Raw genomic sequence first — 14,408 nt, forward strand, 5'->3', positions numbered from 1 at the left:
GTTTAAATAAATAGTAAAGACTAGAAAAGATATAAATAACTAATTTAATCTAAACTTTTACTTATCTATTTAAAAAGCAACTAAAAAACAATTTATTAAATACTTTCAATAAAAAAACTTAATTTAATTACACATTTCTATTATTAACAGAATTAATGAATTTAAGAAAAAAATTTCTTTCTTAGTAAAAGTTTCAACAATTTTATAAACTTAATTATTTCGATTTTAAGAGCTTTTTTATGCTAATCCTTTCCATTAATCCAAAACATTTTAAAAAACTCTAGAAACGCCCAAATTTTCCTTCTAATACGATTTATCTGCGATATATATAATAATATGTTCTAAATAGTATTATTGTAAAGTATCAATTCTATATTTTTACCAAAACCCTATTTTTTGTCTTTTATAAATATATGTATCTTTTTCTATGTAAATTAAACAATAAATTTTAATCAACTTCAATATCTAATTTTCTCCATTCTTTAAAATTTCGAATACGATAAAACTTTTTTATTGAAGGAATCTCTTTTCCTTTCTTGATATCAAATTTGAAAACATTGTTTTTCTTTGTTTCAATATACCTACATTTTTCTAAAATTTTAACTGCATTAGTTATTATGTCTAAATTATTTTTACTTTTGGAACTTAAACCAATACCTTCAGCCAAAAAACTATTAGTTATATCTTTAAATTTTTCTTCATCAGCAAAGACTCTCAAAAGACAATATACTTTTATTACGTTTGGCTTAAGACAAGTTATTAATTCCTTCAACATTTCATGGTGTATAGTTATATATTTATTAACCTCCAATTCATTATAAGCAGAAGGAAGTCCATAGTTTAGTCTATAAACAATTCCATTTCTTGTATTTTCAATCTCCAATACTTTACAATCTAATTTTTCTAGATTTTTAATATTTCTTGTCAATGTTCTTTTGTTTATTCCAAGCTCTTTAGCCATTTCTTCAAAGTCAATTTTATTCTTATATAAATATCTATTTCTATCAGTATGTAGAATTTTACTACTTCCATTACTTTTTACAATTAGAGCTCCATACTCCCTTATACAGAATTTTTTTTCACCCAAACAATAGGTTGGCATAGGTAAATAGTAATCATCTTTTATTTTTTCTTCATGTCCTTTCATTCTAACTTCCCCCCTAGACAAATATTTTGATAATAATTCTAGTTATATTCTTTTTAAATAAAATATATTGTATTAATTATTTTCTAATAGACTTTAAATTTTATTAGTTAATTACAAATATATTAAATGGATTTATAAATATATCTAACGTATTTGTAATTAATAACATATTAATAATTATTAATATGTTATTATCTTTTATATATATTAAAAATAGACGAAGTAAAAAGATAATCTTATAAAATTATCTTTTTACTTCGCCTATTCTTAATAATATTTAATGAATTATATATTTATTTTGTTTATAAATAAATTTAAATTCTAAAATAAATTACATCCTTTTTTACTATATTCTATAGATATATCTTTATACTCTTTACTAGATATATTCAATAATTCACATAAACATTTCTTACATAAATAATTTCTAGTATCATTATTAATATTTTCATATATACCTGTTATTTTTAAAAACATAGCTATTTCAGTTGGATTTAATTTTTTGCCACAATTACATTTTTTATTGAAATATCTAATTGCTATTTCCTTTGGGATATTTTTTAATTTTGATAGCTCTTCTATTCTTTCTGGAGTAGCTTTTTTAATAGTCAATTCAAATTCTTTAGAAACTGACTTTTTCCACTTGCCACCTTCACACCATTCTAATAAACTCCATTTCAATCTTCTATCAATTCCATAGATTTCATATCCTTTGCTAAGTATGTTTGTCCATCTTGACCACTGTTTAGGATAATATTCTTTTATGAGAAGCTCTGTATAATCGTGTTGGTTAGGACAAATAAGGCAACCAACTCTATTGAATCCCAAATTATACATTTTGTTATATTCTATTTTTCTATTTAGTGTATATAGCCATACATCTGAATCATCCCATTCGACGATAGGAAGAAATCTTTTCCATGTATTAGGGACAATTAATTTATTTCCTACTCTAATTTGAGATTCATTTAAATCAAAATCATAATGTTTTCTTTTTATGCTTTCATATTTTCTCATTCCTAAAAAAATAACTGCTTTTTCATTTTTATTTAAAACCTTAGAGAGCTGACCTTCTTTGTATGTGCTACAACAGTTACGAACAAAAATAGATGGAGTAAAATAATTTTTATTTTTTGTTATCCAATTGTAAAAACCTATTTTGGGACTTATTATATTTTCCTTTTGCATATAATGATAATTTTTTAAGTATAAATATGTTTCAGCTGTATCATTTGATGTATTAAAAGATATAAGTCTATATTTTACATGAATACCTTCTTGATATAATTCTTCAATAGCCAAATCCATTATCGTTTTCATAACAGTTGAATCTTTTCCACCACTCAAACTGATTATAAATTTATGAGATAAATTTTCTAGTATAAATTTTTTAGTCATATTTATACTTTTAATAACTTTACTCTCTAGCATATCTTTTTTTAGTAAATATTCCTCCTCTAAAGTATAATTTTTATGAGTTGGTTTTTTATATTCTTTTAACATTAGGCTATTACTTAATAAATTTACTTTGAAACTCAAAAATGGTCTTTTATCAAAATGATTTAGATAAATCTTACTTCCTTTTCTCCAAATATTTTTTGGTAAAGTTATATTTAATTTTCTTTCTAATAAATCTTGTTCTTCTTGAAATACAGGTTTCATATACCTACCTCACTTGATTATATTGCCAATCAAATGAGGTAAAGTTTATCTTCCTACACACCCTTACATTTTCATGTCAGTGTAGTTAGCATTAGCATGAGTGTACTTTTTACGATTTTAACTCTTTACTTTTTTCATAATTAAAATTAATGGCTAATTATTAATAATTACTATATCAACCTTATGAAAAGGATATTGGTACATGAAACTAAATTAATTAATATGATTGTATTAATTGGCCAACATAGCTTGTATCAAGAATTTTAACATTTGATATTGCTCTATGTGGTTTTTTATCATTGAATTTTTTTATATATTCATAGAAGCTCAATATTGCATCAGCACTATCTTTGGAAATAACATATCTATGATTTTTCTTATTATTCCCTCGCTTAGTTTTATACAAATATGTTATTTTCCAAATATTGGATTTCAAATTAGATGGTATTAACTTTAAATTCATATCATGAATTACTTCCTTATTCTTTAAATCATCTTGATATAAATCTAATGTAGTTCCGCTATTAAACTTCATAGTCTCACTCCTTTCCATATATATTATTTTTTTAACATTATTACTATACACCATATTTTATGTTCAAGTATGGTTGTTTATAAGAATAGAAATAAATATTGTGCAATAATGTTCTAACATAAAAAATAAAAACATATAGATACAGTAGTTCTCTATTTATAAGTTCTCTATATAAAACATTCTCTATATAACTATTATCTATATATAAATTATCTATATATTTACCACCCTATTTTTTGTCTTACCAAAGCCCTATTTTTTGTCCTATCAAAACCCTATTTTTTGTCTCACCAAAGCCCTATTTTTTGTCCTATCAAAACCCTATTTTTTGTCATTATTTAGTTGGGCTAATTAAAACTTTAGAGTTTATCCACATTTTATCAACAGAGTTATCCACAAAAATATTTTTACATATAAAAAAAGATATGAATCAATACAATTCATATCTTTTATGACTGTTTTTTTATTAATGATAAATATTTTAAATAAATAATTAATCAAATTTGTTATTAAGATTATTCCATTCCTCAAAATTGCAAATACGATAAAATTTTTTTAATGTTGGAACTTCTCTTCCCTTTTCTTTATCAAACTTAAATATATTTTCTTTTTTTGTTTCAATATATTTAAGTTTTTCTAAAATCTTAACTGAAGAGGTTATAACATCTAAATTATTTTTACTTTTAGAGCTCAATCCAATACCTTCAGCTAAAAAACTGTTACTAGCAGCTTTAAATTCTTTTTCATCTGTAATTACTTTCAATAAACAGTAAGTTTTTATTACATTTGGCTTTAAGCAATTTATTAATTCTCTTAACATTTTAAAATGTATAGTTATGTATTTATTTACTTCTAATTCATTGTAGATAGAAGGGAGTCCATAATTCAAACGGTAAACGATTCCATTTTTTGTATTTTCTATCTCTAATACCTTACAATCTAATTTTTCTAAATTTTTAATGTTTCTTTCTAAAGTTCTTTTGCTTATTCCCAGTTGTTTAGCTATCTCTTGGATATTAATTTTATTTTTATATAAATATCTATTTCTATCTGTATGTAAAATTTTACTCCCCCCATTACTATATAGCATTAAAGCTCCATACTCTCTTATGTAAAACATTTTCTCTTGTAAACAGTATGTTGGCATAGGTAAATAATAATTATTTTTATCATCTAATAATACTTTTGTGTCCATTTATATTTTCCCCCTCGAACGAGGAGTTTAAAGCTCTTTCTATTTTCTAAGTTAAATTTTCCAAGTAAAAAATATACTAAATAGATTGATTTATAGCAGAATTTAAACTATAATATTATCATAGAAACAAGACAAAAAAGGGTTTATCCCTTTAAGAGCTTCGTGCTCCTCGATAGGAATAAGTGCTGTCGCCAAACATCATACTTATTCCTTTTTTATTTTTTGTTAATCTAATTATAGCATAAAATTTTTAGAAACAAATATATAATTTTATTATAATTACAGCTATTGAATTGTATTTTGTTACTCTATATCAATAAAGATTATATTTTATTTTAATATATCAAATTTATCAATCAAGTATATATTTAAAACTGGATATTTAACTGTGTTTAATAAAAAAAAGAATTTAAGTACCCAGTAGTTATTTATTTTTTTCAACTAAAAAAGATTTTTTGAAAATTTTTTGAAATTTTACAACTTAAACTCATTATATAATTTTATCATTAAGTCAAAATCTGTTCTATTTTTAAGAAATTTGATATGTTCTTCAAAAGGTACGACATATGCATAAATATATTCACAATTGAGTTTTTGAGCTTTTCTAACCCTATGGATACCATCAATAAGAAGATTACCTCTATAATAATCAATAACAATAACTGGTTCCTCTAAATTGACAAGTTCAATTTTTGATTCATCTACACTTTGGCCACTAGTGATAAGATTTGTATACTGAACTTTATTAAGTTTATAAAGATATTTTTTTGAGCTTTTAAGGTAAACTAATAATTTACTTATATTCCAAATAAAAATGCAGTCTGTAAATGTCTCATCACCTTGTTCAGTATTAAAACTTTTATAAATTAGATTCATATTTTATAAGCATCTCCTTTGTATATCATTTACTATTTTATTTATAATCTTTAAGTTAGAAAGCTAAAGAAACAGACTTCTTTGTTGCAACCATTTTTTTAATTCATCTTTATATAAATTAAATTCAATTTCGGCTTCGTATAATGGATGTCTAGGGAATCCTCTTTTTGTAAGGGTATTTATGCAATATGGCTGTTTATCTAACTTTTTTATGATTTTTAAAACTTCATTTTCTCTTTCTCTATGCTCAAATGCAATTTTATTACCCCATGCAAATATAACATAATGACTATTTTTACATTCTTCATTAATTATTTTTTTATTTTTTTCCCATGAAGCCTTGTTGAATTCATTAAATTTTTTTAGCTCTTTAGCATTTGGTGCAATTATTGTAAATAAGTTCAATATAGATAATGTTTCTACATTTTTAAATTCATTATAAATACAATTTATAACTTTATTAGCAGTCGGGTCTGAATAATTATAATTTGCAACACTTGGATTTTTCATAATAATTGTAGCTTTTTCATTACATATTTTATTTCTGTTAAATCTTATTTTCAATAAGAATCTTTCAGTTTCAGTTATATCTATATCAATTATCTCTCTTATAAATGCTTTTTTATATTTAGACATGTTTTTATTATTTATCTCCCTTTTAATTTATTTAATTTTAAAATATATCATATAGTAAAAATTGTCAATTATGAACCAGCTCCTGGAACAATAAATATAATTTAAACTTTCCACAAAGAAAAAAACGACTTATTTTATTGTCCTTTAGATTTAGTGAAGATATAATTATTATATAAATTAAAAATTGAAAGGATATAATAACATATGCAACCATTTATTACAGTTGTTTCTTCTTGGTTTGTTAATAAAGATGAGGAAGAACAACGAACTAAAATTTTATACCTAAAACCGTTGTTTTCAATGGGGCTTATTCTACTTTTAGTTTGTGAATATTTTTTAGGGAATACAATATCAGTCATAAAAGACCTTTTAGGGTCTAAAGTTCTTTACTATATGTCTTTAATATTAAAACTCGGACTACACTTTTTTACAATACTTAGTGTTGTATCAATAATTTTATTTTTCTGTTCAATACTTTTAGAGAAGATTTATAATAGGTTTTGGAACGGTAACAAGTATATTTATATATTGAGATTAATGCATGGTTCAGCATATAGGTTTAAATGTAGTATTGAAAATACAACGATTTTCTTATTAGCTGCATATATATTAAACAATGATATTTTTATAGAATATAAAGAAATTTATGATGAATCATCTTGGGGACTGGTAATATCAATAATGTTATTTACTTTTATTCTCAGAATCTTAAAAAGAATTATTGATACATTTTTTGTATTAAAGCCTATAGACATTATACATAAGGAAAATGATGAATTAGTTGCATTGAAGGCTGAAAATCAAAATTTAAAAGAAGAACTTTTAATCTTAAAAGGTGTAAAAAAATATTAATTTATATCTAAAAAGCATTCTCTATTTTTAGACAATGCTTTTTAAATTACTTTATATACTCCAATCCAAGTAATTCTAATATTTCAATTTCACTTAATTCTAATATTTTTGATAGATTTTCAAATTCATCTATTTTAAAATCTATAATTCCTTTTTCTCTCTTTGAATATGAAGCTACTGACATATTCAAAAGAGAACTTAACATTTGATGTGTATATCTTTTTTCAATTCTAAGTTTTTTTAGTCTCTTTAAATCCATTATGGAATTACCTATATTTATTTCAAAATAAGAATGCTTTAATGGTAAATTTAATAACTCAAAAACTTCTTCTTTATTTAAACCTAACGCTTTTACTATTTCAATAAATTCAGCTAATTTAAAAGCAGTTTTTCCATTTTCTTTATCAAAATAAGTAGAATATGGTATTCCTATTTTTATACTTAAATCTAATTTTGTGCATTCTGAATGATTTCTAAATTCTTTTAACTTTTCTAAGTTCATATTTACCCCCGAACAAGTTTAAATATAGAAAATAAAAGAAAGTAAATTAAAACTTATTACTCTCTAAGGATTTTGTGGAATATCAGTATTTATTATGTTTTAGTTTCTCATTATCTTATGTACTAAAAACACTATATTTATCATAATACTAGCTATTTTGCATAATCTATTAGATACTATATTTAAGAAAGATTTCCATCTCTTAATTTTAAAATTCTATTTTCTATAGTATTAACAATTTCCTCTATAGAATCTTTGTCTAGCTTCTTAATACCTACAATTAATTCAGATACCACTTTTTTTTCTGACTCTGACAACTCATCAAATTTTTCTTTTAAATTTAATTCTATTTCTACAATTCCTTTTTCTTCTGAATTATTCATTTTAATCTCCTTTTATATTTTTATTTTGATATATATTTTCAGATATATTAAAATAAAAGCAACTATTTTAATATAAATTATTTTTACAATTATACAATAAACCATGTATTTTATGAATTCAAGTCTTTTATATTAATTTAAAGAATTCTAATAAAAGTAAAACTGATTATATACAATAAAAAATAGATTAAAAAGATTGAGTATATTATTTTAACCTAAAAAATCTACATTTTATTTGTCGAACTGGTTTCTTATTTCTCTATCTTTACGTACTGCTTCTTTCATATATTTTAATATATCAACCAGCATTCTAACTTCATATTCATCACAATCATCAAAGATTTCTTTAGCCTCTCCTTCAAATACAATTTTAGAAGTTAATATATTATCACAAAGTAATGTATCAATATTAACAGAAAGAGCGTTAGCAATATTGATTAAAGTAGGCAAAAATATACATGTAAATCAAAATTATCTAAAGCGTTAAGGTCATTTGAAGTAATATGAAGATTTTCATTTGATTGTTTACATTTATCCATTAAAGAATAATTAGAGTTAGATTTAAATTCTTTAGAAGATAAGGTATTTTTGTTTTTTTCTATTAAAGAAAAAATATAATGATTCGACTCTGAAAATAAATCACTGGAATCTAATATAAAAGTAGTTGACCTTATTGTATTGATATAGTTGTAGATATTATTATTTATTTCTATCTCAACATTTTGACTATCAAGGTCTATATGATAATTTGAAATTAAACTTGAGCCAATGAGTTCAGATAATGTATTTTTATCTTTTACAACAAGCTTTATTCTTTTCTTTAATAATGAGTTAAGAGAACTTTGTACATCATATACCAAATTCTTTACTATTGAACAATTAAAAACTTCTTTAAAAAAGCTGATAGGCATATTTATTTTATGAGAAAATTGGTTTTTTGTAACTGGTAACATTTTTTGAACTACTCCACCTTAACTACCTTCGGTAACGTTTGAATGTGGAGATTCCTATTCGATAGTACTTTTGTACTAAGCATTCATAGGCTCTAAGGGCTGTTCCATCCCCACTAATTTTAATCCTTCTTTTAGTATATTTATGCTGGCATTTATATCTCTGTCATGCTGTGTATTACAGTCTGAACAAACCCACTTTCTAAGTGATAAGTTTTTTACATCTTTATTTCTATGTCCACATACACTACATAACTGACTGGATGGATATGTATTTCCTATTACAGAGATTAATCTTCCATACCAAATAGCTTTATACTCAAGTAATCTTCTAAATTCATACCAACTAGCCTCACTTATTGCACCTGCTAATTTATGATTCTTAATCATATTACTTACTTTCAAATCTTCTAAACAAATTATTTGGTTTTCTCTAATTAGTTTAGTTGATATTCGATGTAAGTAATCTTTTCTTTGATTAGCTATTCTTTCATGTATCTTAGCTATTTTAATTCTTTGCTTATTCCAATTATTACCAAACTTCTTCATCTTTGATAATCTTCTTTGTTCCAGTTTCAATCTATAGTTAGCTTTTTTTAACCATTTAGGATTTTTAAATATGCTTCCATTAGAACATATTGCAAAATCTTTTAATCCCAAATCTATGCCAATATACTTATTAGATTCCTCTAATGGTTTTATGTCAACCTCACAACACATACTAACAAAATATTTACTTGTAGATGTTTTTGATACAGTAGCATTTAATATTCTACCATTTATATTTTGAGTCACTTTAGCCCTAATCCATTTCAATTTTGGTAACTTAATTAAATTACTTTTGATAGTTATATTATTATTTACACACTTACTTTCAAAACTTCTTTTAAGATTTCTCTTACTTTTGAACTTTGGAAAACCTTGTTTATTACCTTTTTTAATTTCTCTAAAGAAGTTCTTATATGCATTATCTAAATCATCAATAGTAGCTTGCAAGCTAGTTGAATCAACTTCTTTAAGCCATTCATATTCTTTTTTAAGTGATGGAAGTTTTTTAATTAAATCATACTTTGAATGTGATTTGCCTTCCTTTTCATATCTTTCTTTTTGAAGTGCTAACATGTGATTATACACAAATCTTGAACATCCAAAAGATTTTTCTATCATTTCTTTTTGAGTTTGATTTGGATATATTCTAAACTTAAAAGCTTTCATCTGTATCATTTCTTCACCTCCTTTTAGTTTATATTAGCATATTTTAGGCTTATATCTCCACCCTACTTACGTTGAGGATGGAGTATTTCGCCTATCTTGGATAAAGTTTTTTCAATTTCAATTGTTATTTCTATAGCTATATCATTTACCAATTTAGAAAGGCATTTTTTTAATATATCAAGAGTTTGTTTACTATGTTGAGAATCAACCAATCCTTTTAATTCATCAATATGTATCTCTACTGTTTGAGAATTACTTTCTTCTAAATGCTTTAAAATGGATGATAGTAGTTTAAATTCATTAAAATGAGTATTCTTTTCATTTGATATTTTTTACAAAATAAATATTTTTTATATCTAGATTGAAATTTGCTAATTCAAAAGTATTAGAATCTTTATTAAAAATAAAGCCATCTAAAACAGGTTTAATTGTAATTAAATTATCATTATTAATACTAATATTCAATATTTTACAAAGTTTTTCAAAGAAAGGTTTTGGCTCTAAATAAGAATATTGTTTAAATTCTTTAGTTGAGATATATGTGATATTTTTTTTAATCAATTCAAATATACAAAAAATTTCATTATCAAATAAATTGTCTAAATCTAAGATAAAGGTTATATTATCCAAATTATATGTATCTAGTAAGTTATAGAAATGTTTCCAAATCTTTATTTCAAATGTATTTGTATTATGATTAAAATTAAACCTTTCAAATACTCTCACTATAATTGGATAAATAGAATTTTCATTTTCTTCAATAGCTCTTACTGCTATTCTCATAAATGAATTCAAGTACTCTATCAATATAGTTTCATTTATATCTTGGGAATTAATCTTATTTTTTAGCTCATCTACATGTATCTTGATTATTTCAGTTTTATTAATCTTTACATTATTTAGAATTAAAGATATTAACTTTAATTTTTTAAAATCAATTATCTCATTAAACAATTGAACCTTATTGTCTATTAATAATTTAATACTATTTGTATCTTTTGTATTCATAGGATTTCTTTCATTTGAAGTACATAATAAATAGTCTAAACTGACATCATAGAATTCTGATAATTTTTTTAATGTATTTAGACTCATTTTTTTTTCATCTTTTTCATATCTCAATATAGTAGAACTTGATACATTAAAGATTTCACCAAGTTTTTCAGAAGATAATTTTTTTTCCTTTCTTAACTCTTTAAGTCTGTTCATTTAATGACCTCCTTTAGAAAAAGTATAACACAAAATCGCTATTATATAACGAAATTTTAAAGATTATACTGACAAAAAGTTATTTTATGATATTTTAATCCAAAACCAAAATAAATATATCATAAAATGACTTAGGAAATTAAGATAAAAAAAGTATAGTATGCACTCATTTTTATAGGCATATATATACAATATTTTTTACGCACAAGCTGTATTCGTGCATATTTATGACATGTATAACATATTATATTGAGTAAATGAAGTATATATACTTTTTTTACTTAATATAATATGATGGGAAGGGTGAAAATGTTAGAATTAGATGAAATATATAATATAATTGGTAAAAGAATAAGAAATTATAGAAGAAAAACAGGATACAGCCAAGAAGAGTTAGCAGAAAAAGCTGAATTATTTCCCACTTATCTAGGTCAAATTGAGCGAGGCGAAAGTAAAGCATCTCTTCGTTCAATTTTAAAAATTGCAAATGCACTAGAAATGCCTTTGGAAGTTTTATTTGAGAATATCATACAAAATGAAGAACACATTGATACAATGTCATCTGAATGTTATGAGTTAATTGATAGTTTAACATTAAAAGAACAAAAAGCTATGATTAATCTAATAAAAGAAATAATTGAATATCGAAAATTTAAAGAATAAATAAAGTAAAAAAGATGTCTTAAGATTAATTTAGACATCTTTTTTTATTTTATTTATGATAATATATATAGTATATATTGCGTTTTTAAAAAAAATAATGTCTATATACTTTATTAAGGAGCTTAATATTATGATAAAGATAGAAGCTAAAAAAGGTAAAAAAATTATAAAAAAAGAAATAAAAGTTGAGTACATAGATTTTAATGTAAGTGAAAATGGGGAACGAATAAAAGAAAGCGTAAATGCTCTTAGATTAAAGCAGCTACATCTTGATAATAATATAGAATGGTTATACTTTATAAATAAATCAGGAGATAGATTAGAACTTCTTATAGAAAGAATTTATTCACTATCATATATGAATTCTACAGTATGTGTTACTGCTTTTTGTCCAGACCTATTTGTAGTCTACAAAAAAAATATATTAAAAGAAATAAATAAGACAAAGGTAAAAATTTCTCCTATTTTGATTTATTTTGAAGATGCAAAAAAAATAATAAAACTTCAAAAATTTTTATTTCCTCGCTATTGGACAAATTACATGAAAATAATATGGTTTCAAAATAATAATTATCCAATACACTCAAGTAATATAAAAGTTAAATGTAGAAGAAATACTGTTATATTTAAATACTATATAGAGAAATCTAATTTTAAAGGATAAGAAAGGATGACGATTTATATGTCTATAAAAAAAATACCACCTTCCGAATTTAAAGTGATGAAATTTATTTGGGGAGTAAATGAAATAGTTACATCTAAAAAAGTGGTTGAAATTATGGAAGAAAAATATGGCTGGAAAACAACAACTACACTTACTCTTTTAAAAAATCTTGTTAATAAACATTTTCTATGTGCTGAAAAGATAGACAGATTTACACACTATACAATTATTGTTGGGGAAGAAGAATATAAAAAATTTGAAACCAAGTACTTTTTAGAAAATATACATGATAATTCAACAGAAAGTTTGTTCAACTCTTTAAAGGCTTGTTGTTCCCAAAAAAATAAAAAAGGTGATGTCTCAAAATAAAAATTTGAAAAATCCCTTTTTTTATAACTATGTACTTACATATCTAAAAGATTTGCCATTCTATCAAATGTGTTATATCCAACCACTCCATCAGAAGTTAGTGCATAAGCTCTTTGGAATTTTTTTACAGCATCATATGTGATAGGGCCAAAACTAGAGTCTATATTAACATTATACCCTATATCATATAGCATAATTTGGACACAATGAACATTGTTTCCAGATGTAATATGACCATATCCAACTAAGTCTCTAGTGCTTATTGTATAGTTTCTAGAACCTGTAATTTTTATAGTTGCCCTATCTGGGTCATATGTTCCGTAATTTTGTGAATATGTTCCCATGCTCATATCCTCGTCGCTAAGCATAGCTTTCTTATCTGAAACAAACACTTCATCGTCTGGTTGAGGCACTATATTGAATTCTTTGCATAATTGCTCATAATGCTGTTTTGCGGAATCTGGAGCATCTTTATACTTAAATGTATATCCAGATATCTCAAAATGGACTATCTTATTCCCTTCTGTAGTATTTTCAGTTTGTTCTGCGAATGCTAAATTAGTACATGTAAGCATTAAACAACAGAAAAGTGCTAAAACTTTTTTTAACATAAAATCCCCCTGTAAAATTATAGTATTTCTACTTAAGCTTCATTCGCTATTTGTAGATACTTCTATTTTATCAGATTTTTGAGGAATTTTACCTAAAATTTTACAAGTTTCCTCATATCTTTTTCTATATTTCTCTGGAGCAGTTTCATAAGTGTAGTCTATAGTTTCTGTAAAGGCATGTCCGTAATTTTTTTGTTCTTCGATATTTATGATATTTTCGTTAGGATTTTCTTTTGAAATAGGTATTTGTGCATTAATTTCTAAAAAAGATGTGCATGAAATTATAAATACTAATATTCCTACTATAACTCCACTTCTACATTTTCTTTTATATTTTATATTTTCTAATCTTACTTCTAAGTTAGATTTATTAAATTCTGTTATTAACATATCAATTTTATTTAAATTAGCAATTTCTATAGCATGTAGTAATGTTAAACCATAGCGATTTCTTTCTTTTGATGAACAATTATTAAGTACACTTTCATCACAACAAAGTTCACAATCATCTGCAACTTTTTTACTCATTATATATACCAAAGGATTAAACCAAAATAAACTTTTTGTAAATAATATTAAGAACTTTATTACTATGTCTTTGTTTTTAACATGAGTTAATTCATGCTTTAAAATCCAATATATATCATTCTCGCTGTATTCTAAATTGGGCAAAAGAACATATGATTTTAATAGTCCTAAACAAGCAGGACTTTCTAATTCCTCTGTATATCTTATTTCTATGTCTTTTTTTATATTTAACTCAATTAATAGGTTTTTGTAAGTTTTTTTAATATTTTCATTTTCTATTTTAGAAGAAGTATCAATGATTAAATTCTTAAATTTAAAATATTTAGATAATATAAAGAATAAATATATTATTGTAACAGTTAGCCAAACACATATTATAAAAAAAGATATACTTATTTTTGAAGTGAAATT

General features: G+C 23.6%; 18 protein-coding genes. 4 read left to right on the plus strand and 14 right to left on the minus strand.

What is annotated here, in order from left to right; genetic code table 11:
- Window positions 1-448: 448 nt before the first annotated feature.
- From KGF52_RS10910 to KGF52_RS10935, 6 genes are all read right to left on the minus strand, one after another.
- Complete coding sequence (locus KGF52_RS10910) at window positions 449-1,147, minus strand: hypothetical protein (protein ID WP_227840197.1); 699 nt, start codon at window positions 1,145-1,147, stop codon at window positions 449-451.
- 321 nt (window positions 1,148-1,468) lie between these two features.
- Window positions 1,469-2,809 carry a phosphoadenosine phosphosulfate reductase family protein gene (locus tag KGF52_RS10915; protein ID WP_227840198.1) on the minus strand — a complete coding sequence of 447 codons (1,341 nt, stop codon included), beginning with the start codon at window positions 2,807-2,809 and terminating at the stop codon, window positions 1,469-1,471.
- Window positions 2,810-3,026: 217 nt separating this feature from the next.
- Window positions 3,027-3,344, minus strand: coding sequence for a hypothetical protein (locus KGF52_RS10920; protein WP_227840199.1), 318 nt, complete (start codon window positions 3,342-3,344; stop codon window positions 3,027-3,029).
- Window positions 3,345-3,837: 493 nt separating this feature from the next.
- Window positions 3,838-4,539 (minus strand): winged helix-turn-helix domain-containing protein, encoded by a 702-nt coding sequence (locus tag KGF52_RS10925; RefSeq protein ID WP_227840200.1) that lies wholly within the window; start codon window positions 4,537-4,539, stop codon window positions 3,838-3,840.
- A 474-nt stretch (window positions 4,540-5,013) separates the two neighbouring features.
- On the minus strand, window positions 5,014-5,415 hold the full coding sequence (locus tag KGF52_RS10930) for a ParB/RepB/Spo0J family partition protein (protein WP_227840201.1): 402 nt from the start codon (window positions 5,413-5,415) through the stop codon (window positions 5,014-5,016).
- Window positions 5,416-5,478: 63 nt separating this feature from the next.
- A complete protein-coding gene (locus KGF52_RS10935) occupies window positions 5,479-6,051 on the minus strand; it encodes a DUF1643 domain-containing protein (protein ID WP_107614607.1) in 573 nt (190 codons plus the stop codon).
- 204 nt (window positions 6,052-6,255) lie between these two features.
- Between KGF52_RS10935 and KGF52_RS10940 the strand changes: the two genes are divergently transcribed.
- Window positions 6,256-6,903 carry a hypothetical protein gene (locus KGF52_RS10940; protein WP_227840202.1) on the plus strand — a complete coding sequence of 216 codons (648 nt, stop codon included), beginning with the start codon at window positions 6,256-6,258 and terminating at the stop codon, window positions 6,901-6,903.
- Window positions 6,904-6,949: 46 nt separating this feature from the next.
- On the opposite strand, the gene KGF52_RS10945 is transcribed toward KGF52_RS10940, so the two are convergent.
- The 6 genes from KGF52_RS10945 to KGF52_RS10970 form a co-directional block, all read right to left on the minus strand.
- The gene (locus tag KGF52_RS10945) at window positions 6,950-7,405 is read right to left on the minus strand and encodes a helix-turn-helix domain-containing protein (protein ID WP_227840203.1); all 456 of its coding nucleotides are present in this window, start codon (window positions 7,403-7,405) and stop codon (window positions 6,950-6,952) included.
- Window positions 7,406-7,587: 182 nt separating this feature from the next.
- Window positions 7,588-7,788 carry a hypothetical protein gene (locus KGF52_RS10950; protein WP_227840204.1) on the minus strand — a complete coding sequence of 67 codons (201 nt, stop codon included), beginning with the start codon at window positions 7,786-7,788 and terminating at the stop codon, window positions 7,588-7,590.
- A gap of 231 nt (window positions 7,789-8,019) precedes the next feature.
- Entirely contained in the window at window positions 8,020-8,238 is a 219-nt protein-coding gene (locus KGF52_RS10955) for a hypothetical protein (RefSeq protein ID WP_227840205.1), read from the minus strand.
- On the minus strand, window positions 8,226-8,741 hold the full coding sequence (locus tag KGF52_RS10960) for a hypothetical protein (RefSeq protein ID WP_227840206.1): 516 nt from the start codon (window positions 8,739-8,741) through the stop codon (window positions 8,226-8,228). The genes KGF52_RS10955 and KGF52_RS10960 overlap by 13 nt, the downstream gene beginning before the upstream one ends.
- Window positions 8,742-8,816: 75 nt before the next feature.
- On the minus strand, window positions 8,817-9,962 hold the full coding sequence (tnpB, locus tag KGF52_RS10965) for an IS200/IS605 family element RNA-guided endonuclease TnpB (protein WP_227840207.1): 1,146 nt from the start codon (window positions 9,960-9,962) through the stop codon (window positions 8,817-8,819).
- A gap of 309 nt (window positions 9,963-10,271) precedes the next feature.
- Window positions 10,272-11,162 carry a helix-turn-helix domain-containing protein gene (locus tag KGF52_RS10970; RefSeq protein ID WP_227840208.1) on the minus strand — a complete coding sequence of 297 codons (891 nt, stop codon included), beginning with the start codon at window positions 11,160-11,162 and terminating at the stop codon, window positions 10,272-10,274.
- A 309-nt stretch (window positions 11,163-11,471) separates the two neighbouring features.
- On the opposite strand from KGF52_RS10970, the gene KGF52_RS10975 reads away from it, so the two are divergent.
- The 3 genes from KGF52_RS10975 (at window position 11,472) to KGF52_RS10985 (ending at window position 12,858) form a co-directional block, all read left to right on the plus strand.
- Window positions 11,472-11,825 carry a helix-turn-helix domain-containing protein gene (locus KGF52_RS10975; RefSeq protein ID WP_227840209.1) on the plus strand — a complete coding sequence of 118 codons (354 nt, stop codon included), beginning with the start codon at window positions 11,472-11,474 and terminating at the stop codon, window positions 11,823-11,825.
- 130 nt (window positions 11,826-11,955) lie between these two features.
- Window positions 11,956-12,489 carry a hypothetical protein gene (locus KGF52_RS10980; protein ID WP_227840210.1) on the plus strand — a complete coding sequence of 178 codons (534 nt, stop codon included), beginning with the start codon at window positions 11,956-11,958 and terminating at the stop codon, window positions 12,487-12,489.
- 18 nt (window positions 12,490-12,507) lie between these two features.
- Window positions 12,508-12,858, plus strand: coding sequence for a BlaI/MecI/CopY family transcriptional regulator (locus KGF52_RS10985; RefSeq protein WP_227840211.1), 351 nt, complete (start codon window positions 12,508-12,510; stop codon window positions 12,856-12,858).
- Window positions 12,859-12,893: 35 nt separating this feature from the next.
- Here KGF52_RS10985 and KGF52_RS10990 read toward each other — a convergent pair whose 3' ends face one another.
- Window positions 12,894-13,469 (minus strand): peptidoglycan-binding domain-containing protein, encoded by a 576-nt coding sequence (locus tag KGF52_RS10990; protein WP_227840212.1) that lies wholly within the window; start codon window positions 13,467-13,469, stop codon window positions 12,894-12,896.
- Between the two features lie 39 nt (window positions 13,470-13,508).
- The coding region (locus KGF52_RS10995) for a M56 family metallopeptidase (RefSeq protein WP_227840213.1) at window positions 13,509-14,408 on the minus strand (900 nt) is incomplete at its 5' end.

Source organism: Clostridioides sp. ZZV15-6597, from assembly GCF_020657815.1.
Lineage (GTDB): Bacteria > Bacillota > Clostridia > Peptostreptococcales > Peptostreptococcaceae > Clostridioides.